Source organism: Halomarina pelagica (assembly GCF_024228315.1).
In the GTDB taxonomy this organism is placed as follows: domain Archaea; phylum Halobacteriota; class Halobacteria; order Halobacteriales; family Haloarculaceae; genus Halomarina; species Halomarina pelagica.
Map to the genome: position 1 here is coordinate 3,143,204 of NZ_CP100454.1, position 22,540 is coordinate 3,165,743.

Annotated in this window: 25 protein-coding genes; 14 read left to right on the plus strand and 11 right to left on the minus strand. The window is 71.8% G+C overall.

Annotated features, from left to right (window positions below; genetic code table 11):
* Nucleotides 1-136: 136 nt before the first annotated feature.
* The gene (gene ilvD / locus NKI68_RS16355) at nucleotides 137-1,873 is read right to left on the minus strand and encodes a dihydroxy-acid dehydratase (protein WP_254544188.1); all 1,737 of its coding nucleotides are present in this window, start codon (nucleotides 1,871-1,873) and stop codon (nucleotides 137-139) included.
* Nucleotides 1,874-2,028: 155 nt separating this feature from the next.
* Between ilvD and NKI68_RS16360 the strand changes: the two genes are divergently transcribed.
* From NKI68_RS16360 to NKI68_RS16405, 10 genes are all read left to right on the plus strand, one after another.
* Nucleotides 2,029-3,273 carry a LeuA family protein gene (locus tag NKI68_RS16360; protein WP_254544189.1) on the plus strand — a complete coding sequence of 415 codons (1,245 nt, stop codon included), beginning with the start codon at nucleotides 2,029-2,031 and terminating at the stop codon, nucleotides 3,271-3,273.
* 333 nt (nucleotides 3,274-3,606) lie between these two features.
* On the plus strand, nucleotides 3,607-5,472 hold the full coding sequence (gene ilvB, locus NKI68_RS16365) for a biosynthetic-type acetolactate synthase large subunit (RefSeq protein WP_254544190.1): 1,866 nt from the start codon (nucleotides 3,607-3,609) through the stop codon (nucleotides 5,470-5,472).
* On the plus strand, nucleotides 5,472-6,128 hold the full coding sequence (gene ilvN / locus NKI68_RS16370; protein WP_254544191.1) for an acetolactate synthase small subunit: 657 nt from the start codon (nucleotides 5,472-5,474) through the stop codon (nucleotides 6,126-6,128). The genes ilvB and ilvN overlap by 1 nt, the downstream gene beginning before the upstream one ends.
* Nucleotides 6,125-7,168, plus strand: coding sequence for a ketol-acid reductoisomerase (gene ilvC, locus NKI68_RS16375; protein WP_254544192.1), 1,044 nt, complete (start codon nucleotides 6,125-6,127; stop codon nucleotides 7,166-7,168). The genes ilvN and ilvC overlap by 4 nt, the downstream gene beginning before the upstream one ends.
* A 9-nt stretch (nucleotides 7,169-7,177) precedes the next feature.
* Entirely contained in the window at nucleotides 7,178-7,510 is a 333-nt protein-coding gene (locus NKI68_RS16380; protein ID WP_254544193.1) for a DUF7989 family protein, read from the plus strand.
* Between the two features lie 34 nt (nucleotides 7,511-7,544).
* Nucleotides 7,545-8,966 carry a 3-isopropylmalate dehydratase large subunit gene (gene leuC / locus NKI68_RS16385; RefSeq protein ID WP_254544194.1) on the plus strand — a complete coding sequence of 474 codons (1,422 nt, stop codon included), beginning with the start codon at nucleotides 7,545-7,547 and terminating at the stop codon, nucleotides 8,964-8,966.
* On the plus strand, nucleotides 8,963-9,601 hold the full coding sequence (gene leuD / locus NKI68_RS16390; RefSeq protein ID WP_254544195.1) for a 3-isopropylmalate dehydratase small subunit: 639 nt from the start codon (nucleotides 8,963-8,965) through the stop codon (nucleotides 9,599-9,601). The genes leuC and leuD overlap by 4 nt, the downstream gene beginning before the upstream one ends.
* A complete protein-coding gene (locus NKI68_RS16395) occupies nucleotides 9,594-10,574 on the plus strand; it encodes an isocitrate/isopropylmalate family dehydrogenase (RefSeq protein ID WP_254544196.1) in 981 nt (326 codons plus the stop codon). The genes leuD and NKI68_RS16395 overlap by 8 nt, the downstream gene beginning before the upstream one ends.
* Before the next feature lie 122 nt (nucleotides 10,575-10,696).
* Entirely contained in the window at nucleotides 10,697-10,909 is a 213-nt protein-coding gene (locus NKI68_RS16400; protein ID WP_254544197.1) for an antitoxin VapB family protein, read from the plus strand.
* The gene (locus NKI68_RS16405; protein WP_254544198.1) at nucleotides 10,906-11,313 is read left to right on the plus strand and encodes a PIN domain-containing protein; all 408 of its coding nucleotides are present in this window, start codon (nucleotides 10,906-10,908) and stop codon (nucleotides 11,311-11,313) included. Before NKI68_RS16400 ends, NKI68_RS16405 begins: the two co-directional genes overlap by 4 nt.
* A gap of 15 nt (nucleotides 11,314-11,328) precedes the next feature.
* On the opposite strand, the gene NKI68_RS16410 is transcribed toward NKI68_RS16405, so the two are convergent.
* From NKI68_RS16410 to NKI68_RS16440, 7 genes are all read right to left on the minus strand, one after another.
* Nucleotides 11,329-11,808, minus strand: a complete 480-nt coding sequence (locus NKI68_RS16410) for a DUF5799 family protein (protein WP_254544199.1) — start codon at nucleotides 11,806-11,808, stop codon at nucleotides 11,329-11,331.
* Between the two features lie 61 nt (nucleotides 11,809-11,869).
* Entirely contained in the window at nucleotides 11,870-12,325 is a 456-nt protein-coding gene (locus NKI68_RS16415) for a DUF7992 family protein (RefSeq protein ID WP_254544200.1), read from the minus strand.
* A gap of 36 nt (nucleotides 12,326-12,361) precedes the next feature.
* Nucleotides 12,362-12,991: a fibrillarin-like rRNA/tRNA 2'-O-methyltransferase gene (locus tag NKI68_RS16420; RefSeq protein WP_254544201.1), complete on the minus strand. Its 630-nt coding sequence runs from the start codon at nucleotides 12,989-12,991 to the stop codon at nucleotides 12,362-12,364.
* Entirely contained in the window at nucleotides 12,988-13,821 is an 834-nt protein-coding gene (locus tag NKI68_RS16425) for an NOP5/NOP56 family protein (protein ID WP_254544202.1), read from the minus strand. Before NKI68_RS16425 ends, NKI68_RS16420 begins: the two co-directional genes overlap by 4 nt.
* A 39-nt stretch (nucleotides 13,822-13,860) precedes the next feature.
* The gene (locus tag NKI68_RS16430) at nucleotides 13,861-14,616 is read right to left on the minus strand and encodes a hypothetical protein (RefSeq protein ID WP_254544203.1); all 756 of its coding nucleotides are present in this window, start codon (nucleotides 14,614-14,616) and stop codon (nucleotides 13,861-13,863) included.
* A 98-nt stretch (nucleotides 14,617-14,714) separates the two neighbouring features.
* Entirely contained in the window at nucleotides 14,715-15,542 is an 828-nt protein-coding gene (locus NKI68_RS16435; RefSeq protein ID WP_254544204.1) for an alpha/beta fold hydrolase, read from the minus strand.
* A 92-nt stretch (nucleotides 15,543-15,634) separates the two neighbouring features.
* Nucleotides 15,635-16,849: a putative manganese transporter gene (locus NKI68_RS16440; protein WP_254544205.1), complete on the minus strand. Its 1,215-nt coding sequence runs from the start codon at nucleotides 16,847-16,849 to the stop codon at nucleotides 15,635-15,637.
* 210 nt (nucleotides 16,850-17,059) lie between these two features.
* Between NKI68_RS16440 and NKI68_RS16445 the strand changes: the two genes are divergently transcribed.
* Nucleotides 17,060-18,292 (plus strand): thiolase domain-containing protein, encoded by a 1,233-nt coding sequence (locus NKI68_RS16445; protein WP_254544206.1) that lies wholly within the window; start codon nucleotides 17,060-17,062, stop codon nucleotides 18,290-18,292.
* Complete coding sequence (locus tag NKI68_RS16450; RefSeq protein WP_368410958.1) at nucleotides 18,292-19,698, plus strand: zinc ribbon domain-containing protein; 1,407 nt, start codon at nucleotides 18,292-18,294, stop codon at nucleotides 19,696-19,698. Before NKI68_RS16445 ends, NKI68_RS16450 begins: the two co-directional genes overlap by 1 nt.
* Here NKI68_RS16450 and rtcA read toward each other — a convergent pair.
* Complete coding sequence (gene rtcA, locus NKI68_RS16455) at nucleotides 19,643-20,704, minus strand: RNA 3'-terminal phosphate cyclase (RefSeq protein ID WP_254544208.1); 1,062 nt, start codon at nucleotides 20,702-20,704, stop codon at nucleotides 19,643-19,645. The genes NKI68_RS16450 and rtcA overlap by 56 nt on opposite strands.
* Nucleotides 20,705-20,706: 2 nt before the next feature.
* Nucleotides 20,707-21,156, minus strand: coding sequence for a universal stress protein (locus tag NKI68_RS16460; RefSeq protein ID WP_254544209.1), 450 nt, complete (start codon nucleotides 21,154-21,156; stop codon nucleotides 20,707-20,709).
* Nucleotides 21,157-21,263: 107 nt separating this feature from the next.
* Here NKI68_RS16460 and NKI68_RS16465 point away from each other — a divergent pair, with 107 nt between their 5' ends.
* The gene (locus tag NKI68_RS16465) at nucleotides 21,264-21,440 is read left to right on the plus strand and encodes an HVO_2753 family zinc finger protein (RefSeq protein WP_254544210.1); all 177 of its coding nucleotides are present in this window, start codon (nucleotides 21,264-21,266) and stop codon (nucleotides 21,438-21,440) included.
* Nucleotides 21,441-21,444: 4 nt separating this feature from the next.
* On the plus strand, nucleotides 21,445-21,711 hold the full coding sequence (locus tag NKI68_RS16470) for an elongation factor 1-beta (protein WP_254544211.1): 267 nt from the start codon (nucleotides 21,445-21,447) through the stop codon (nucleotides 21,709-21,711).
* 97 nt (nucleotides 21,712-21,808) lie between these two features.
* Here the strand turns inward: NKI68_RS16470 and NKI68_RS16475 are convergent, their stop codons facing one another.
* Nucleotides 21,809-22,432, minus strand: a complete 624-nt coding sequence (locus NKI68_RS16475) for a cupredoxin domain-containing protein (protein ID WP_254544212.1) — start codon at nucleotides 22,430-22,432, stop codon at nucleotides 21,809-21,811.
* Nucleotides 22,433-22,540 lie beyond the last annotated feature (108 nt).

Below are 22,540 nucleotides of genomic sequence, written 5' to 3' on the forward strand. Positions count from 1 at the left end.
ACTAAAACCGCACCTCATCCCCTCGCTGCGCTCGGGGATTCGGCGCGTCCGCTCGTTCGGCCGTCGGCCTCACTCGCGGATGCGGCCGAGCGGAGTGGGACCGCGGGGACGATCGAACCTCCCGGTCGCGACCGCCCTACTCCCGCTTCACGCCCGGGTTCGTCACCGCGCCGTTGGCCGCGGAGTCGAAGTCGCGACCGTACTTCGCCAGGACGCCGGAGGTGTACGGCGGCTCCGGCTGCTCCCAGTCCGCGAGGCGCGCATCGAGTTCCTCGTCCGTGAGGTCCACCTCCAGGGTGCGCTCGGGGACGTCGACGCGGATCGTGTCGCCGTCCTCGATCGCGGCGAGCGGCCCGCCGACGAACGCCTCGGGGGCGGCGTGGCCGATCATGGGACCGCGCGTCGCGCCGGAGAACCGGCCGTCGGTGACGAGCGCCACGTCGTCCTCGTGGCCCTGGCCGACGACGGCCGCGGTGACGCCGAGCATCTCGCGCATGCCGGGGCCGCCGCGGGGCCCCTCGTTGCGGATGACGAGTACGTCGCCGCTCTCGATGCTCCCCTCCTGCACGTAGCGCATGGCGTCCTCCTCGTTCTCGAAGACCCGCGCCGGCCCCTCGTGGCGGTCGGCGTCCTTCTGGGTGACCTTCAGCACCGCGCCCTCCGGCGCGAGGTTGCCCTTCAGGATCTTGATCGCGCCCTCGTCGGCGAACGGATCGGAGACGGGGCGGAGGAAGTCGGCCTCGATCGCGTCGTCGTCCGGGAGGTCGAGTTCCTCCAGTTCCTCCGCGATCGTCCGCCCCGTGACGGTCATCGCGTCGCCGTGGAACAGGCCAGCCTCCAGCAGCCGGCGGATCACGACCGGGACGCCGCCGGCCTCGTGGAGGTCCTGCATGACGCGCGTGCCGCCGGGCTGGAGGTTCGCGATCTTCGGGGTCCGCTTCGAGATCTCGTCGAAGTCGTCGATCGAGAGGTCGACGCCCGCCTCGGCGGCGAGCGCGAGCAGGTGGAGCACGGCGTTGGTCGAGCCGCCCATCGCCACCTGGATAGCGATGGCGTTCTCGAAGGACTCCCGCGAGATGACGTCGGAGGGCTTGCGGTCGTTCTCGACGCAGTCGAGCGCGAGTTCGCCGGCGCGCCGGGCGACCTCGTAGCGCTCCTCGCCCTCCGCGGGCGGGGACGCGCTGCCGAGCGGCGCGAGCCCCAGCGCCTCGCTGATCGAGGCCATGGTGTTGGCGGTGAACATCCCGCCGCAGGAGCCCGCCCCGGGACAGGCGTGGCGTTCGAGGTCGTCCAGCTCCTCCTCGGTCATGTCGCCGTGCGCGTACGCGCCGACGCCCTCGAAGACGTTCTGGACGGTGACCTCACGCCCCTCGTGCTCGCCGGGGAGGATGGACCCGCCGTAGAGGAAGACGGTGGGGAGGTCAGTTCGGATGGCGGCCATCATCATCCCCGGGAGGTTCTTGTCGCACCCGGCGACGGTGACGAGTGCGTCCACGCGCTCGCCGAAGGCGACGAGTTCGACGCTGTCGGCGATCAGTTCCCGGGAGATGAGGCTCGCCTTCATCCCCTCGGTCCCCATCGAGATGGCGTCCGAGATGGTGATCGTGCCGAACTCGATGGGCATGCCGCCCGCCTCGTCCACGCCCTCGACGGCCGACGCCGCCACGTCGTCGAGGTGGACGTTACACGGCGTGATGTCGGCGGCGGGATTGGCCACGGCCACCATCGGTGAGGCGAGGTCCTCGTCGTCGAAGCCCATCGCGCGGAACATCGCGCGGTGAGGGGCGCGTTCCGGTCCCTCGGTGACTTCGCGGCTACGCAGGTCGGCCGGCTTCGCCGGTTTCGACTCCCGGCGTGATTGCTGCTGGCTCATACCACCCGGAACGACCGCGAGGGCTTAAACACCCACCCTCCGTCAGGAGTCGCCGGGAGGTCGATAGCGACGGCGCTGTCGACGCCGGCCGTGACACCCCCGGTCAGTGCGGGCGAATATGGCTCCTTGGAACAAGCTTAATGTACCCCCGTGTCATGGGGGAAGTACAATGTCCCAGACATCGGAGGGCACGTCGGATACCCCGGCGGGTCGAGTTCTTCCAGGGCACGCTGAGTAACTTCGACGAGATCAGCACTGCACAGATTTTCGACACGACGCTGCGCGACGGTGAGCAGTCGCCGCGGACATCGTTCTCCTACGACGACAAGCGGGAGATAGCCGCGCGGCTGGACGCCATGGGCACCCACGTCATCGAGGCCGGGTTCCCGGTGAACTCCGACGCGGAGTTCGCCGCGGTCCGCGACATCGCCGCCGACACGACGGCGGCGGTCTGCGGGTTGGCGCGTGTCGTCGACAAAGACATCGAGGCGGCCATCGACGCGGGCGTCGACGTGGTGCACGTCTTCGCGAGCACGAGCGACGTGCAGATCGAGGACTCCATGCACGCCACGCGCGAGGAGGTCGTCGAGCGGTCGGTCGCGTCCATCGAGCGCGTCCGCGAGGCGGGCATCGAGGTGATGTACTCGCCGATGGACGCCACGCGGACGGACACCGACTTCCTCATCGAGGTGGTCGAGGCGGTCACCGACGCGGGCGTCGACTGGATCAACGTCCCCGACACGTGCGGGGTCGCCACGCCGACCCGGTTCGCCAGGCTCATCGCGACGATCCGGTCGCACACGGACGCGAAGATCGACGTTCACACCCACGACGACTTCGGACTGGCGACGGCCAACGCCATCGCCGGCATGGAGGCGGGCGCGACGAGCGCGCAGGTGAGCGTCAACGGCATCGGCGAGCGCGCCGGCAACGCCGCCTACGAGGAGGTGGTGATGTCGCTGGAGAGCCTCTACGGGATCGACACCGGCATCGACACCACGGGGATCCGCGACCTGGCGCGCATCGTCGAGGAGAAGAGCGACATGCCGATCCCGGCGAACAAGCCCGTCGTGGGGCGAAACGCCTTCGCCCACGAGTCGGGCATCCACGCGGCGGGCGTCATCGAGAACTCGGCGACGTTCGAGCCGGGCGTGATGACCCCCGAGATGGTCGGCGCGGAGCGCGAACTGGTGATGGGCAAGCACACCGGCACCCACTCGGTACGCGAGCGGCTGGTCGAGGCCGGCTACGAGCCGACCGACGAGGACGTGCGAACGGTCACCCGCCGGGTCAAGGACCACGGGGCGGCCAAGGAGCGCGTCACCGAGGAGACGTTCGAGCGCTTCGCCCGCGAGGCGGACGTCCGCCGGCCCGAGCGCGTCACGGAGGGACCCCGCTAGCGATGTCCTCCGACACCGGTCGTCACCGCCGCGAGCGGCGGCCGCGGCGATCGGAGCGCCGGACGGTCCGCCCCCGGCGACAGATTTGCCGCACGGGGAAGGCTTATCCGTCTCGGCTCCCCACGCCAGACAATGACGCGTGGCGCTCACGTGGGTTCGCATCCCGCCGCGAGCGGCGCGTTCGACTCGATCCTCGCGATAATCGTAGGGGCCGCCTAGCCCCTACACCATCCATCCCCCGACGCTACTTGCCGTATCGACTTCGAGCAGCGACGCGCAGTCACCGATGGACGCGAGCACATCACCACACCGAACACGACGCGGAGGAACAGCATGAGTGAACCAGGTTCACGGGCCCAGGCGGCCGCTCAGCCGACGCCCGAAACGGAAGCGACGGAAGCGACGGAGGCGACGGAGGAACGGGAACCGTCGGACGAGGCGGACGGGGCGGACAGCGCCGACGCCGAGTCCGTCGCGGCGGACCAGTCGACGGCCGCGGCGCGCACGACCGGGGCGGCGGCCGTCGTCGCCGCGCTCGAGTCGGCGGGCGTCGAGCACGTCTTCGGCGTGCAGGGCGGGGCGATCATGCCCGTCTACGACGCGCTGTACGACTCGGACATCGCGCACGTGACGATGGCCCACGAGCAGGGGGCGGCCCACGCCGCCGACGCCTACGGACAGGTGACGGGGCGGCCCGGCGTCTGCTTCGCCACGTCCGGCCCCGGCGCGACCAACCTCGTGACGGGCATCGCCGACGCGGACATGGACTCCGATCCCGTCGTCGCGCTCACGGGGCAGGTGCCGACGGACTTCGTCGGCAACGACGCCTTCCAGGAGACGGACACGGTCGGTGTCACCCGTCCCATCACCAAGGCGAACTACTTCGCTGACGACGTCGACGCGGTGGGCGACCTCGTCGCGGAGGCGTTCGCGCTCGCCGGCGAGGGCCGCCCCGGCCCGACGCTGGTCGACCTCCCGAAGGACGTCACGACCGCGGAGACGGAGGCCCGCGAGGCGGAACCGCCCGAGGGAACGCCGACGCCGTCGGCCGACGCCGAGGCGGTCGAGGCGGCCGCGGCCGCCCTCGCCCGCGCGGAGAAGCCGCTGATCCTCTCCGGCGGCGGCGTCACGAAGGGCGAGGCGAGCGAGGAGCTGCGGCGGTTCGCGACGGCGTTCGAGATCCCCGTCGTCACGACCATGCCCGGCATCGGGACGTTCCCCGAGGACCACGAGCTGTCGCTGTCGTGGGCCGGGATGCACGGCACCGGCTACGCCAACATGGCGATCAGCCACACCGACTGCCTGCTCGCCGTCGGGACGCGCTTCGACGACCGCCTCACGGGCGGCATCGAGACGTTCGCGCCGGACGCCGAGGTCGTCCACGTCGACATCGACCCCGCCGAGATCTCGAAGAACGTCCACGCGGACTACCCGCTGGTGGGCGACGCGGGGACGGTGCTCGATCAGCTGTACGACGCGCTGTCGGACGGACCTGCCGAGGCGGCGCGGGCCGGCGATCGCTGGGACGCGTGGCGCGAGCAGTGCGCGACGTGGAAGGAGGAGTACCCGCTGACCTACGACGCGCCCGACGACGAGCCGCTCAAGCCGCAGTTCGTCGTCGAGGCGCTCGACGCCATCACGCCGGACGACGCCATCGTCACGACGGGCGTCGGGCAGCACCAGATGTGGGCCGCCCAGTTCTGGACCTACACCGAGCCGCGCACGTACGTCTCCTCTCACGGGCTGGGGACGATGGGCTACGGGCTCCCGGCGGCCATCGGCGCGAAGCTCGCCGCGCCGGACCGGGAGGTCGTCTGCTTCGACGGCGACGGCTCGTTCCTGATGACGATGCAGGAGCTGTCCGTCGCGGTGCGAGAGAACCTCGACGTCACCGTGATCGTCCTGAACAACGAGGCGATCGGGATGGTCCGTCAGTGGCAGGACGCCTTCTTCGACGGCCGCCGGATGGCCTCCGAGTACGCGTGGATGCCCGACTTCGCCAAGCTCGCGGAGGCGTTCGGCGCGCGCGGGTTCACGCTGACGGAGTACGACGACGTCGCGGACACGCTCGAGGCCGCCGTCGCCTACGACGGGCCGTCGGTCGTCGACGCCTACATCGACCCCGCGGAGAACGTCTACCCGATGGTGCCGAGCGGCGGCGCGAACGACCAGTTCGCCCTCTCGGAGGACCACCTATGATGCGGGGGCCTGCACCCGAAGAGCGCCCCCGTCCGAAGGGTCGGCGCTCCTCGCAGGGAATCCGCGTCGATCCGCACGCGGAGGCGACCCACGAGCCGCGTCGGACCGCCATCTCGGCGCTCGTCTACCACGAGCCGGGCGTGCTGGCGAAGGTCTCCGGGCTCGTCAGCCGGCGGCAGTTCAACATCGAGTCGCTGACCGTCGGGTCGACGACCAACCCCGAGACGGCCCGCATCACGCTGGTCATCGAGGAACCGGAGCCGGGGGTCAGGCAGGTGGAGAAACAGCTCCTGAAGCTCCAGCCGGTCATCTCGGTCCGCGAACTCGGGAGCGACGCCGTCCGGCGCGAACTCGTCGTGCTGAAGGTGCACGGCGACGAGCCCGACAAGGTCAACGCGATAACCCAGATGTACGACGGCCGGACGCTCGACGCCGGCCCGCGCACGATCACCGTCGAGATCACCGGCGACGAGCAGAAGATCGACGACGCGATCGACGCCTACCGACAGTTCGGCATCCGCGAACTCGCGCGCACGGGGCAGACCGCGCTGGCCCGCGGCGACGAGTGGACGACCGACGCCGAGGAGGAACGGTACGAACGGATGCAGCGGACGCAGAACCAGACAGACGTAGACCCAGACCAATCATACCAATGAGCGATACCGCGACGATCTACTACGACGACGACGCACAGTCCGATCACATCACCGACAAGACCGTAGCCGTCCTCGGGTACGGTAGCCAGGGCCACGCCCACGCGCTCAACCTCGCGGACAGCGGGGTCGACGTGGTGGTCGGTCTGCGCGAGGACTCCGACTCGCGCGCCGTGGCCCGCGACGACGGCCTGCGGGTGACCACCGCGAGGGAGGCGGCCGCAGACGCGGACGTCGTGACGATGCTCGTCCCCGACACCGTCCAGCCGGCCGTGTTCGACGAGATAGCGGACGAACTGGAGGCGGGCGACACCCTGATGTTCGCCCACGGGTTCAACATCCACTACAACCAGATCCGCCCGCCCGAGGACGTGGACGTGACGATGATCGCGCCCAAGTCGCCGGGCCACCTCGTCCGGCGCAACTTCCAGGCGGACCAGGGGACGCCCGGCCTGCTCGCGGTCTACCAGGACGCCACCGGCGAGGCGAAGGACGAGGCGCTCGCCTACGCGCAGGCGATCGGCTGCACCCGGGCGGGCGTCATCGAGACGACCTTCCAGGAGGAGACCGAGACGGACCTCTTCGGCGAGCAGGCGGTGCTCTGCGGCGGCATCACGGCCCTCATCAAGGGCGGCTACGAGACGCTCGTCGAGGCGGGCTACAGCCCCGAGATGGCCTACTTCGAGTGCCTGAACGAGATGAAGCTCATCGTGGACCTGTTCTACGAGGGCGGGCTCGCGGAGATGTGGAACTCCGTCTCCGACACCGCCGAGTACGGCGGGCTCACCCGCGGCGAGGAGATCGTGGACGACCACGTGCGCGAGAACATGCGGGAGATACTCGAGGGGGTCCAGAACGGCGAGTTCGCCCGCGAGTGGATCGCGGAGAACCAGGCGGGCCGCCCGAGCTACACCCAGCGTCGGCAGGCCGAGATCGACCACGACATCGAGGACGTGGGCGCGGAGCTGCGCTCGCTGTTCGCGTGGGCGGGGGAGGACGCCGAGACGGAAGAACAGCCGCCGAAACCGTCGGCGGACGACTGAGACGAGACGATGACCGAGACACCACGATCGAATCCGAAGCGACGAACGGACGAGCGAACGCACCGCCCGACGCTGGGTGAGCTGAGCCACACGAACCCCTACACGGACGAGGCGTTCGGCGAGACCATCGCCTACGAGCGCGGGCCGGCCGTGGCCGCCGACGGCGGTCGCGACCCCTCGCGCGAGGGGTCGCGCTCCCCGGGCCGCGAGCGACTCCGGGACGTGAGCCACGAGCCGCCACACGGCGAGGGGGCGAACCGCGTCCACGAGCGCGGCGAGGAAGCCGAGGCCGAGGAGAGACGCGATCGCGGCGGGAGAGAGAACCGCGGGGAGTCCGCGTGACCGTACATAGCGCCCGATCCGTAGGCGTACGACGATGAGTCGGGGGACGCTCTACGACAAGGTGTGGGACCGCCACCGCGTGGGCACGCTGCCGAGCGGGCAGGATCAGCTGTTCGTCGGCCTGCACCTCGTCCACGAGGTGACCAGCCCGCAGGCGTTCGGCATGTTAGAGGAGCGCGGGCTGGAGGTCGCCCGCCCGGACCGCACGCACGCGACGGTGGATCACATCGTCCCGACGGCGGACCAGTCTCGACCCTACGCCGACGAGGCCGCGGAGGAGATGATGTCGGCGCTGGAGTCGAACGTCGCCGACAGCGCCATCGACTTCGACGACCCGACGACGGGCCGGCAGGGCATCGTCCACGTCATCGGTCCGGAGCAGGGGCTCACCCAGCCGGGGATGACCATCGTCTGCGGGGACTCTCACACCTGCACGCACGGCGCGTTCGGCGCGCTCGCGTTCGGCATCGGGACGAGCCAGATCCGCGACGTACTCGCCACGCAGTGTATCGCGCTGGAGAAGAAGCGGGTGCGCCGGATCGAGGTCACCGGCGAACTCGGCGAGGGCGTCACGGCGAAGGACGTGATCCTCGCGCTGATCCGCGATCTCGGCACCGACGGCGGCGTCGGCTACGTCTACGAGTACGCCGGCGAGGCCGTCGAGTCGCTGTCGATGGAGGGCCGGATGAGCATCTGCAACATGTCCGTCGAGGCCGGCGCGCGCACGGGCTACGTCAACCCCGACGCGACGACCTACGAGTGGCTGCGCGAGACCGACGCCTTCCGGGACGACCCGGAGCGGTTCGAGCGCCTTCGCGAGTACTGGGAGTCGATCCGCTCCGACGCGGACGCCGAGTACGACGACGTGTACGAACTCGACGCCTCCGCCCTGGAGCCGATGGTCACCTGGGGCACCACGCCCGGCCAGGGCGTCGGCATCTCCGATCCGATCCCCGACCCCGCGGACCTCCCGGACGGGAGGCGGGAGGTGGCGGGGCGCGCCCAGGAGCACATGCGCGTCGCGCCGGGCGAGACGATGGAGGGTTACCCCGTGGACGTCGCCTTCCTCGGCTCCTGCACCAACGCCCGGCTCTCGGACCTGCGCGACGCCGCGCGCGTCGTCCGCGGGCGCGAGGTCCATCCCGACGTGCGGGCGATGGTCGTCCCCGGCAGCCAGCGCGTGAAGGCCGCCGCCGAGGCCGAGGGGCTGGACGACGTGTTCCGCGAGGCGGGCTTCGACTGGCGCGCCGCCGGCTGTTCGATGTGCCTCGGCATGAACGAGGACCAGCTGGTGGGCGACGAGGTCTGCGCCTCCTCCTCGAACCGCAACTTCGTCGGGCGGCAGGGCAGCCCCGAGGGGCGGACGATCCTCATGAGCCCGTTGATGGTCGCCGCCGCCGCCGTGACCGGCGAGGTGACGGACGTGCGGGAGCTTCCGGAGGTGGCGGTCGCATGAGTTCGCCGTCGACCTCGCACTCGGCCGACGGCGCGGGCGCGGAGCCCGTCCGCCGCGTCGAGGGGACGGGCGTCCCGGTCCGCGGCGACGACATCGACACGGACCAGATCATCCCGGCGCGCTTCCTGAAGGTCGTCACCTTCGACGGCATCGGGGAGTTCGCGTTCTTCGACCAGCGGTACGACGAGGACGATACCCCCCGGGACCACCCGTTCAACGAGGCGCGCTTTCGGGAGGCCTCGGTGCTCGTCGTGAACAGCAACTTCGGCTGCGGCTCCTCGCGCGAGCACGCCCCGCAGGCGCTCATGCGCTGGGGGATCGACGCGGTGGTGGGCGAGAGCTTCGCGGAGATCTTCGCGGGCAACTGCCTCGCGCTCGGCATCCCGACCGTCACCGCCGACGCGGCGTCGATCGAGGCCCTCCAGGACTTCGTCGACGCGCACCCCGACGAACCGATCGCCGTGGACGTGGCCGACGAGCGCGTCAGCTACGGCGACGTGACGGTCGAGGCGTCCGTGGACGAGACCCAACGCACCGCGCTGGTCGAGGGGAAGTGGGACACCACGGCCCTCATGGCCGCGAACGAGGGGGAGATCGAGGCCACGGCAGCCTCGCTCCCGTACGTCGATGACTGACCGGATCGCCGTCGTCCCCGGCGACGGGATCGGGCGGGAGGTCGTCCCGGCCGCCGTCGAGGTGCTCTCCGCGCTCGACGTCGACGTCGAGTTCGTCGAGGCCGAGGCGGGCGACCGCGTCCGCGAGGAGACCGGCGAGGCGCTCCCCGAGGGGACGGTCGAGGTCGTCCGCGAGGCCGACGCCACGCTGTTCGGCGCGGCGGGAGAGACCGCCGCGGACGTGATCCTCCCGCTGCGGGCCGCGGTGGGGAGCTACGCGAACGTCCGGCCCGCCCGCGCCTATCCCGGCGTGGACGCGCTCAAACCCGAGACGGACCTCGTGTTCGTCCGCGAGAACACCGAGGGCGTCTACGCGGGCATCGAGAGCGAGATCGCGCCGGGCGTGACGACGCTCACCCGCGTCGTCACCGAGGACGCCTCCCGGCGCATCGCCGAGTTCGGCTTCGACTACGCCGAGGCGCGCGGCGACGACGTCACCGTCGCGCACAAGGCGAACGTGATGCGCACCACCGACGGGCAGTTCCTCGACGCGGTGCGCGCCGTCGCCGACGAGCGCGGCGCGGCCCACGACGAGGCGCTGATGGACGCGCTCGCGATGCACCTCGTCCTCCGCCCGGAGGAGTACGGCGTCGTGATCTGCCCGAACCTCGCGGGCGACGTGCTCTCGGACCTCGCGGCGGGGCTGGTCGGCGGCCTCGGCCTCCTCCCGAGCGCCAACGTCGGCGACGACAACGCGCTGTTCGAACCCGTCCACGGCACCGCGCCGGACATCGCCGGCGAGGGGACCGCGAACCCCGTGGCGACGGTCCTGAGCGCGGCGATGCTGCTCGAACACCTCGGGTACGACGAGGAGGGCGCGCGCGTCCGCTCGGCGGTCGAGGCCGTCCTGGAGGACGGCCCGCGCACGCCCGACCTGGGCGGGAGCGCGACCACCGAGGACGTGACCGGCGCGATCGTCGGACGGCTGGACTGACGTTCGCCGTTCCCCGTTTTCACGCTGACGCGGCGGCCGACTACGCTCGGCGGAAGAACCATCGACGGCGAAACGTCGAGGACGAACCTTCATACGAACCCGGCGTATACATCGATGTGTAAATGGGTGGAAAGACGATCCGCGTCTCGGAGGAGACGTGGCGGAGGCTCCGCGCCCGAAAGCGGGGAAACGAGAGCTTCGAGGACGTTATCGTCCGCGAACTGGAGGACGACGATCCGCTGGCTGGCTTCGGCACGTGGAGCGATACCGAGATCGACGAGGCCGTTCGCGAGGTGAAGCGGGAGATGGACGAGGACTTCGAGGCGGGGCCGTGAAGGTCCTCGACAGCAGCTACTGCGCCGACTTCCTTCGTGGCCGCGAGCACGCCAAGCAGTACCGACTCGACCATCGGGACGAAGACCTCGTCCTCCCCGTGGCCGGGTTCTACGAGCTATACCACGGCGCGGTGCGGGTCGACCGCGAGCCGGAGACGGTCGATCGGGATCTCCCGTGGGTCGACTGCCTCGATTACACTCGTTCCCACGCGCTCGAAGGTGCACGTATCCGTGCCGAACTCGAGGGGAAGGGTCAGCGCATTCGACACCCGGACATGATGATCGCCGGTGTCGCGCGGTCGCTCGGCGTACCGGTCGTCACTTCCGACGGTGGATTCGACCGGATCGACGGGCTCACCGTCGAGGATCCTCGCGAGATGTACCGGGATGGCGACGGAGCGTGACCGCACGCGCCCGGTCTATTCCTCCCTCTCTCCCTCGCTCGCAGCTTCCCTGACCTCGTCCCACCGTCCGCGGTCCTCCAGGAACGCCTGCAGGCGCTCTGCGTACTCCCCGACGAGCGCCTCCGCCCGCCGGACCTTCTCCTCGTCGAAGCCGCCGCCGCCACCGCCGAGGCCGAGCGCGCTCTTGATGGAGCCGAACAATCCGCCGCCGCCCCCACCGCCGCCGCCGGAGGAACTGCCCGCGCCCGCGCCGCCCGCCCCCATCGGGCCGCGGCTCTCCATGCGCTCCAGTTCGGGAACGACGGCGGGGAGGCTGTCGGTGTTCCCGACGAGGCGCGCCCGTTCGGGGTCCTCGGGGTGCTCCACCTCGAACTCGGTCGCGGTCATGATCAGCCCCCACTGCTGGCGGGTGAACTCGGAGGCCTCGATGCGCTCCTCGAACTCGCGGTCGGTCGCCATGCGCGCGCCGACGATGCGGTCGGTCCAGTCGGTCATAGGGGTCGTTGGATCCGCCGGGGTATCAAACCCCGCGCGTTAGAAGTCGGGGACCCGCGCGTTAGAAGTCGGGGAGGTCGTCGGGCGCTTCGAACTCGGACTCCCAGTCGATGTACTCCTCCTTGAGCACGTCCGAGACGACCTGCCCGAGTTCGGTCAGGCCGGCGTTGATGGCCGACACCTTGCCCCAGGAGTCGAGGTCGGGGTGGAGGTCGCGCTCGCGCCAGTCCTCGGGGAGGCCGGGGGCGTGATAGCCGACCCGGTCGGCGAAGTCGTCCCAGAAGAAGTCGAACTCCGAGACGAGACCGAGGTCGAGGACGATCCCCCACTCCGTCTCGCCGACGTCGGTGTGCTCGCTCCACTCGTTGAACGACCGCTCCCACGCGCCGTCGCGGAGGAACGCCTCCAGTTCCTCGCGGCGGTACTCGTCGCCCATCACGTCCGCGTCCGCGTAGTCGTCCGGGTCGAGCGCGTGCCGGAGTTCGGGGGGGTCGGGGGCCTCCGCGTCGAGACTCATGAATCACCGTAGGGACGCCGAGGGCAAAAGCGTGCGTCAGACCCGCCGCGCGACGACGGCGAGATGATCGTCGTGGAACGGTTCGAGTCGGGCCGTCTCGAGCACCTCGTACCCGTCGAGATCGTCGAGGAAGGCGTCGAAGACGGCCTCGGGGTCCGCGGTCACGTCCTCGCTGCGCGCCTTCACCGCGGCGAGCAGGCGGCCGCCCTCGCGGAGGAACCGCCGGTTCGCGGTCGCGACGCGCGCCTGCCCGCGGGTGGCGACGTCCTGCACGATCGCGTCCACCGGCTCGACGACGTGCGCGTACGTCTCCGGTTTCCGGGCGTCCTTGAGCAGGGGAAAGAGGTTCGGGCGGGACGCGGCGACCGAGAGCAGGTCGCGGGCGGGGCGGGCGGCGAACTCGACCGCGTAGGTCGGGCCGGCGAAGTCGGCGACGTGGCTCACGGTCGTCCCGGAGGCCGCGCCGAGGTAGAGGACGGTCTCGCCGCCCGCGAGGCCGACGTCCATCCCCTTCTCCAGCATCGCGCCGAGCTTCGAGCGGCGGGCGTCCCACAGCCGCCAGTCGCCGTCGGTCGGCTCGCCGTAGACGGGTTCGCCGCGCGTCGCGAGGCGCTCGCGACCGTCGAACGGCCGCCGCTCGACGCCCGCGGGGAGCGACGGCGTCACGCCTCCCGCCCCCGGATACGCTCGATGCGCGCGTCCAGTTCCGCCGCGAGTTCGGGCTTCGGGTCGCCCGAGTAGTAGTCCACCCGGGCGGCGATCGAGAGCTTGCCCGCGAGCGCCCGCGCGGCCGACCCGCGCCGGTCGGGGCGGGTCCCCTTCACGTACTCGTGGACGTAGATGACGCCGTGCTTCGGCGACGGCCCGCGGCCCCGCAGGTGGGCGAACAGCGCGTCCTCCGCGCCCAGCACCTGCACGGTACCGCTCGGCTTCTTCGCCAGCGCGCCGAGGCCGCCCGCGAGGGCGATCAGCCGCGCGGCGAGCACCGGCCCGGCCAGCGTCGAGAGGTTCGGCGCGACCTCCGGCGCGGTCCGCTCGACGTACCCCCTGAGCGCCTCGCTCTCGTCGGCGAGGTCGGCAACCCGCGCCGCGAGCGCGACGAGGCGCTCGTCGGTCGGGTCCGCCGGATCCGCCTCGGCCACCTCGCGGGCGTACTCGACGCCCGTCCCGGCGTCCTCGAAGCGCGTCCCCGCCCACTCGGAGACGCGCTCGGCGAGTTCGTTCGCCACGCGCTCCGAATCGTCCATCGCGCGCACCGCGTGGACGAGCTGGCGGTCGTCGGCACCCTCGCGCTCCCGGACCGCCTCGCGGGCGGCGGTCGTGGTCACCTCGTGGAGCAGGGCGTAGTACTCGTCCTCGTCGGCGGCGAAGCCCGCCTCGACGGCCAGCGCGGGCCAGTCGTCGGGCGCGTCGCTCCGTCCCTCGCGGATGCGTTCGACGGCTCCCGCCTCGTCGCCGGGGTCGAGGCCGTCGAACCATCCCGTCGCGTCGTTCATACCCACTCGTTCCGGGGGAGGGTCGAAAAGGGCGACGGGTTAGGTGCGCCGGCCGCGCAGGAGGAGGCGCGCGCCGAGGACGAACCCGCCTGCGGCCGCGAGCGTCCGCGCCGTCTCCGACCAGCCGGGATCCCGCTCCGCGGCCTTCACCAGCACGTAGCCGTCGTCGGTCTCGAAGAGCTGGCTCGTTCGGCCCCCACTCGGGGCTGCCGACCCGTAGGACGTCGCGACGCCGGTCCGAGCGGCGCGGTAGGTCGCCGGTTCTGCGGATCTCAGCGATTCTCGGTCGGCGTACGCGCCCGCGTCGCGCGCCGTCTCGTTCAGGAACGTCTCGGGGGTGACGCGTTCGAGACCGAGGACGAGCGTCCCGTTCGCCGCGCGGGCGGTCCGTCGGTAGAGTCGCCCGTCGACCACCGTGAACTCCTCGTCGATCCTGACCGAGAGTTCGCCCGACGTGCCGGGATCGAGGCCGCCGGCGGACGCGTTCACCGCGATGCGCCGGCCGCCCGCGAGCGCGCGGTCGACGACGCAGGGGCGGGAGTCGTCGACCGGGTCCTCGCAGGCGAGGTTCTCGACGTCGCGCGTCCGACCCAGTTCGCGGTCGAGGTGGATCGGCCCGTCGGCGAACCGGAGCGTCTCGTCGGTCGCGGTCACCGGCACCGCTCGGTAGGTGACCGACGGCTCGCCGACGTGGAGGACCGCCATCCAGACGGGTGCGGTGAGCAGCGCCACGGCGACGACGAACAGCGCCGCCGTCCGGAGACGCGCGCTCGGCACCCAGCCGCGGGCGAGCACTACGGACGCACCTCCGGTCGACGGCTCCGCGGAGGGGGAGAGCGGGACATATCGGGTATCGGAGGCGGGATCGGGCATAGGTCTTCCCGGCCGCCGCGTCACCGGAGGTGGTCGAGCACCGGCCCGTCGAACCGTCCCCGCCGACTGACGACGACCTCGTGTCCCAGCCCGTCGAGGCGCTCGAACGCGCCGTCGGGGAGCGCGTCCGCGGTCCGGCGGAACGCCCGCCCGGCGAAGAAGGGATCGCGCGTCCCGCCGATCACGAGCGTCGGCGCGTCGATCTCGCGGAGGCGGTCGCGCGCGTCGTGTGCGAGGCAGGCCCGCGCCGAGACGTCGAAGTCGATCGCGGTGGGCGGGATCCGCGAGAGCGCGTCGTAGGGGTAGGTCGCCGCGCGCAGCAGGCGGCGGAGCGGGCCGACGGCCACGCTCTCGACGCCCGCGCGGTAGATCCGCCCCCACTCGCCCGCCGCGGCCCAGGCGCGCCAGCGCTCGACCGTCGCGCGGCCGCGGGCGCTCAGGCGGTCCGCCGCCAGCCCGAGGACGACGCGCGCCGCGAGGTCGGGCCGGTCGGCGGCGAGGTGCTGGACGACGAACCCGCCCATCGAGAGCCCGAGGAGGTTCGCCGGGGCGAGGTCGCCGGCGACGAGCGCGGGGGCGAGGGCGGCGGCCATGTCGCGCGTCGTCGTCCCCGCCGGCAGGCCCGCCGGCCGGCTGAGGACGTAGACCGGTCCCGGGTACCCCCGGCGGCGGAGGCGCGCGCCGAAGGCGGCGACGGCTCCGGCGAACCAGAGGGCGTCCGTCACGCGAAGCAGGGGATCGTTGAGGCCCGTGACGACGACGAGCGGCGGCGCGTCGCTCGCGCCGGCCGGCGGGCCGACGCGGACGAAGGGGTGATCGCGCAGTTCGCCGAGGCGCACGTCGAGCATTCGCTACCGGACGTGAACGGGCGAGCGGAGAAAAGTGCGCCGACGGCGGTGATCTCGAGGGTCGCGTACCGCCGGACGTTGACGTTCGCCGCTCAGAGGACGCCGAAGCCGAACATCGGGCCGAACAGGAGGTGGAGGCCGACGCCGACGAGCAGCGCCGGGATCGTCGTGTAGACGCTGGCGACGACGGCGGCCTTCTTGTCGATGGCGATGAGCGGGAACAGCGCGTCGCCGTCCTGGCTGATCGCGTTGGCGGTGAGCGCGGAGAACGGGATCGCGCCCTGCGAGTAGGCCGTGGCGAGGACGATCTGCGGCCCGCAGCCGGGGATGAGCCCGACGACCGCGCCCGCGATCGGCGCGAGCAGTCCCGCCGCGGCCGCGACGGCGGCCACGTCCAGGTTCAGCAGCGCGACGGGGTACTCATACAGCAGGTACGCCGCGAGCACCCACACCGTCACGAAGGAGGTCTCCATCGCCGCGTGAGTGAGCGTCTCGGTCACGTTGTCGAACGTGTCCCGCCCGCGGCCGACGTGCCCGTGGCCGACGTAGCGCCGCCCGACGAAGTAGAGGTAGAACGACAGGGCAGTGCCGGTGATGCCGAAGACGGTGAACGCCCCGGCGTAGTCGAGACCGAGGCGGATCGGCACGTCCGGCGCGCCGCGAGCGAGGTAGAGTACGCCCGCGACGAGCGCGCCCGCCGCGGCGACCCACCAGAGGCCGAGCGCGACCTCGCTCAGGCGGGTGAGGAGTGGCGACTCGCGCGTCGGGGCGTCGACCTCGCAGCACTCCGCGGCCTCGTAGTGGTGGACCTTGCTCCCGCCGGGCGTCGGGAGGCCGCCGTTGGCGACCGCGCCCCCGTCGGTGACCGTCGGTCGCAACCGACTGACGGCGCGGTCGATGCGGTCGACCCCGAGCCCGATCGTGTCGACGGCGTAGCCGGAGACGACCGCGGCGACGAACGCGATGGCGTAGGCGTACAGCCCCGCCTCGGGCGCGAGCGCGAGGATGACGAACGCCGAGTCGCCGGCCGTGGCGATGAGCGTCGCCACGACGGTGCCGAAGCTCACGGTGCCGCGGACGTAGAGCGGCATCATCACGATCGCCCCGCCGCAACCGGGGGTGAGCCCCATCAGCGCGCCGACGAACGGCTGGGCACGCTCGTGCTCGCGGAGCTTCTGGATGAGCCGTCCGTCCGTCCTGTACTGCACGTAGCTGAACAACAATACGGTGACCGCGACGAACGCGCTGACCTGCACGAAGCCGTCACGCACGGAGGCGACGAAGATGTCGACGACCGCGTCAAGCATCGGGATCACCACCCGACCATGGTTTAGACATATCTAAAAATTGGTTTAGCACCATCGACTAAATAGTTGGCGGTAACCTACTCCTTTGCGACAGGATGGGCGGTCGCCCCCGTAACACCGGACCGAAAGACTGTTATCGCGTTTCGAGATGGGGTCGAACCCGATCGACGAAACCTGCACCGTCATAACGTCCCGCACGAAGGGGGAGACATGACGGAAGCGTACCTCGTCGGGGCGGGTCAGTCGGACTACGGCTCGTTCCCGGAGGAGAGCTATCGGTCGCTGTTCGCGACGGCGTACGGGGCCGCGCGCGACAGCGTTCCGAACGGGATCGAGTCGGCGGAGGTCGACGAGGCGTACGTCGGGACCCTGGGAGTCGGCGGGCGACAGCTCGGCCTGCCCGGGCCGGCCGTGACGGAGCACGTCGGTCTGGCGGGCGTGCCGTGCACGCGCGTCGAGAACGCCTGCGCCGCGAGCGGCTACGCGGTCCGGCAGGCGGTCATGGCGATCAGGTCGGGCATGGCCGACGTCGTCCTCGCGGGCGGCGTCGAGGTGATGACCGACGTCTCGGGCGACGCCGTCCGGTTCTGGCTGGGCGTCTCCGGCGAGACCGAGTGGGAGCGCCTCTCGGGGACGACGTTCGCGGGGGTCTACGCGCAGATGGCGAGCGCGCACATGGCCGAGCACGGGACGACGGCCGAGCACCTCTCGCACGTCGCGGTGAAGAACCACGCGAACGGCGCGAAGAACCCCCACGCCCAGCTCGGGTTCGAGTGCTCGCTGGAGGACGCGACGAACGCCCCCACGGTCGCCGACCCCCTCACGCTCTATCACTGCTGTCCGACCACGGACGGCGCGGCGTGCGTCCTCCTCGCCAGCGAGGACGTCGTCGACGAGTTCACGGACGAGCGCGTCCGCGTCGCGGGCGTCGGGGCCGCGAGCGACGCGGTGGGGCTGTTCCAGCGCGACACCTACACGTCGATCCCGGCGTCGCGCGCGGCCGCCGAGCGGGCCTACGCGATGGCCGGCGTCGGCCCCGACGACCTCGACTTCGCGGAGGTCCACGACTGCTTCGCCATCGCCGAACTCGTGGCCTACGAGGATCTCGGGCTGTGCGAGCCGGGCGAGGCCGGCGAACTCGTCGCCTCCGGCGCGACCGCCATCGACGGCGACCTCCCCGTCAACACCTCCGGGGGCCTGAAGTCGAAGGGCCACCCCATCGGCGCGACCGGCGCGGGACAGGTCGTCGAGGCGTTCGAGCAGCTCACCGGCGCGGCGGGCGAACGACAGCTCGAGGATCCGAGAATCGGACTCACCCACAACGTCGGCGGCAGCGGCGGCGCAGCCGTCGTCCACATCTTCGAGCGCGAGGAGGACGGCTCCTCGGGAGGGTCGAGCGACCGGGGAGCGCGGGGGAGCGAGAGCGGGGGTGGTGCGGCGTGATCCGCGCGATCCGCGCCGTCGGCGCGTACGCGCCCGAGTTCCGCCTGCCCGCCGGGGAGATCAGCGAGGCGTGGGGTCGGATGGACGCTGCCGGGATCGAGTCGGTGGCGGTCCCCGACGCCGACGAGGACGCGCTGACGATGGCCGCGGCGGCGGCCCGGCGCGCGCTCGACGCCGCCGGCGTCGGCGGCGACGCGGTCGAGCACCTCGCGCTCGCGACGACCACCCCGCCGCTGGCGGAGGAGGAACTCACCCCCCGGCTCGCCTCGATGCTCGGCGTGGGTGAGCGCGCGTCCCTCCAGGCCCACGCGGGGAGCACGCGCGCCGCCACTCGCGCGCTGTTCTGCGCGCCCGCCGACGCGACGGCGCTCGTGGTCGCCAGCGACGCGCCGCGGGGCGAACCGGGCGACGCCTTCGGGCAGGCGGCCGGCGCGGGCGCGGTCGCCCTCCTCTGCGCGCCCGACGGCGCGGCCCGCGCGGTCGCGTCGGGGGAGTACGCGACGCCCTACCCGGGGACGCGCTTCCGGCCCACCGGCGACGAGACGCTCTCCGGCCTCGGCGTGACGAGCTACGATCGGCGGGCGTTCACCGACACCCTCTCGCGGGCCGCCGAGGGCGTCGAGACGGGCGACGCGACGGCCGCCGCGGTGCAGGCCCCCGACGGGAAGCTCCCCTACCGCGCGGCGGGCGCGCTCGGCGTCGAGCGCGAGGCCGTGCGCGCCTGCGCGACCGTCCACGAACTCGGCGATACGGGCGCGGCGAGCGTTCCGCTGTCGCTCGCGCGGGCGCTCGAAGCGGGACACGAGACGGTCGTCGCGGCGGCGTTCGGCAGCGGCGCGGGCGCGGACGTGCTCAGGATCGAGGTCGACGGCGGGGTGCCGGCCGACCTCGCGCTCGACGGGGGCGAGGAGGTGTCCTACGCGCGGGCGCTCCGCCTGCGCGGCGAGATCACGGGCGAGGGACCGGGGACGGGCGCGGCGTACGTCTCGGTGCCGACGTGGCGGCGCTCGATCCCCCAGCGCCACCGCCTCGTCGCCGGGCGCTGTCCCGACTGCGGCGCGCTCGCGTTCCCGCCCGAGGGTGCCTGCTCGGAGTGTGGCGCGCTGGCCGAGTACGACCCCGTCGAACTCCCCCGCGAGGGGGTGATCGAGGCGGTGACCCGCATCGGGCGCGGCGGCGCGCCGCCGGAGTTCGCGGAGCAGCAGGCCCGATCCGGCGGGTTCGGCGTCGCCATCGTCCGCTTCGAGGTCGACGGCGAGACGACCAGCCTGCCGGCGCAACTCGTCGGCGAGGCGGCGGTCGGCGACGCGGTCCGGGCGGTGATCCGCCGGATCTACACGCAGGAGGGGGTCACCCGCTACGGGGCGAAGTTCCGCCGCGCGGAGCGAGCGGCGTCTCCACCCTGACGCGCGCGGTGCCGTCCGGGCGCTCGTCGAGGATCGCCTCGCAGCCGAAGGCCCGGATCGCGGCGAGGTTCGTCCGAACGTGGTCGGTGACGCGCGGGATCTCGAGCACCCCGCCCGAGAGCGCGAGCGCGACGAGCAGTTGATCCGCGAGGTGCGGGTCGACCACCGCACCCGCGTCGTGGAGCGCCTCGAACGCCGACGCCGCGTCCGCCGCGACCGCCTCCGAGGGCTTGCCCCGCTCGCCCAGCGCGCTCGCGCCGACTCTCGTCCGCCCGTACTCCCCGACGAGGAGGATCGAGGAGCCGGGGGAGTCCGCCTCGACGTACTCGACCCGTTCGACCTCGACGGGGAGGGCCGACGCACCGAGGATCTCGGCCGCGGCGGTCGCCTGCCTGTCAGCGACCTCGGCGGCCGCGAGCGACGCCGACGCCTTCGAGTACACCCCGACCCGGCGGAGCGGTCCGCGCTCCGTGAGGCGGATCGGCGCGAGTGCCGAGGGGCGGAGTTCGAGCGTCGCCCGGCCGCCGCCCGCCGGGTAGAAGCCGGTCCGCTCGCAGTCGATCGACGCGTCGAGGCCGTACTCCCGGAGGAGGGGGAGTTTCACCCGGCGGGGGTACTCGATCGGCGGCGACCACGTCACGTCCGTCCCGCCGACCGCCTCGACGGTCAGGGGCGCGTCGAGAACCGCCGCGAGCGGCAGGAGCGCGTCGAACACCAGCGCGACGCTCCCCGCGGTCCCCACGTCGCCCGTGAGGTCGCCGCCGCGGACCGTCCGCGGCGCGAACGTCACCGTCCGCGAGTCGAGTTCCGCCCCCTCCACGTCGGCGTCGCAGGCGGCGGCGAGGAGGGCCACCGCGGCGAGGTGCTGGGGGCGCAGCCCCGGGTTCGGGCGCGCGCCGCGGACGTCCTCGACGCGCACGCGCCGACCCGTGACGGCGGCGAGCGAGAGCGCGGTCCTGACGACCTGCCCGCCCCCGTCCGCCCCGTCGATCTCCACCGTCGCCATCGCTACCGCACGACGGTCACCGGGACGGTCGATCGCTCGACGAGCCCCGCCGCGACGCTCCCGACGAGTTCCTCGTACCGGGGGGTCATCCCGCGGTGACCGACGAACACGCAGTCGGCTCCCCGGCCCGAGGCGAACTCCGCGACGGACCCGACCGGATCGCCGTAGAGCAGTTCCGTCTCCACGTCGTGGCCGCGCTCCCGGGCGTACTCGCGCGCCCGGTCGAGGACGTACTCGCCGCGGGCTTCGGTGTCCGCCTCGTCCTCGACGACGAGGTAGTTCTCCGCGTCGGCGAAGCTAGCTACCGGCGCGTCGGCGGCGTACTCGCGGATCGCCGGATCCACGGCGTAGACGATCGCGACCGACGCGTCGGTCGCCCCGGCGAGGTCGAGGGCGTACTCCAGCGCTCGCTCGCTCTGTTCCGAGCCGTCGATTGCGACGATGAACTGCATGGTGTCTCCGTTCGACCTACGGGCGGTCGAGAGATGACGGTACCGCCGAGGCCCGGCCGCCGGGCGCTTTAACAACTATTTTACGTCGCCGCCCGCTCTCCCCGTGTATGAGCGCAGAACAGCGAGGTGCGCGCAAGTGCGTCTCCTGCGGGATCAACATCTCCGGGACGAACGCCGCCGCGTTCAAGTGCCCGGACTGTGGACGCCAGATCTACCGCTGCTCGAAGTGCCGCAAGCAGAGCAACCTCTATGAGTGCCCGCAGTGCGGGTTCACGGGTCCGTAGCACCATGGGAAAAGTCGCAGCCCGGATGAAAGTCATGCCGCAGAGCCCCGAGGTCGACCTCGACGACCTCCAGGACCGCCTGGAGGACTCGCTGCCCGAGGGCGCGAAGATCAACCGGGTCGACCGCGAGAACGTCGCGTTCGGTCTCATCGCGCTCATGCCGACGGTCATCGTCCCCGACGACGCGGGCGGCACGGAGGCCATCGAGGAGGCCTTCTCCGGCGTCGAGGGCGTCGAGAGCGTCGCCGTCGACGAAGTCGGCCGCATCTGAACGCCCGGAGTCGAACCGTTCGCTTTCTCCCGACCGCCGCGGTCGATCCGCGATCAGAACCCCCGGAGACGGATCGCCCGTCCGCGATGCGCGCGGATTAGCCGGTCTGCACCTCCCCGCGCATCGACTCCGGGTGGTACTCGCAGTAGTAGGCCGCCTCGTCGCCCGTCGCCTCGTAGGTCATCGACACCGTCGCGCCCTTCTCCGAGGCGGACTCTGACGCGGCGAGTTCCTCGCCGTTCGCGTCCTCGACGATGAGTTCGTGTTTCGCCCCGTCGAGGTTCTCCCAGACGATCTCGTAGACGGTCCCGGGGACGAGGGTGAGCGTGGGGTTCGTCTGCCCCTCGATGCTCGCCGGGGCCCGACCGATCCAGCCCGCGGTCTCGCCGCCCAGTCGAACCTGCTCGCCCGCGCCGCCGCCCGTCGCGTTAGTCTGGTTAGTCGCGTTCGTCTGATTGGTCTGATTGGTCTGATTGGTCGCGTTAGTGGCGTTAGTCGCGTTAGTGGCGTTGGTCTGGTTAGTCTGGTTAGTCGCGTTCGTCGCGTTCCCGGTCTGGTTGGTCGCGTTGGTTACGTTCGTCTGATTGGTCGCGTTGGTCTCGTTCCCACCGCCACCGCCGCCCGGACTCGCGCAGCCGGCGAGTCCGACGACCGCACCGGTGAGAACTGCACCGCCCGCCCTGAGGACGCTCCGCCGATCGTACGTATCATCTCGTGTCATACGCTCAACTAGAATGGGAGCCTTCGGACGGAGATATACGTGGCGGCGCGCCGCGCGGGAGGGTGACGGCGGGACCTCGCGGACCGTCGCCGTGCTGTCGGTTCCCGG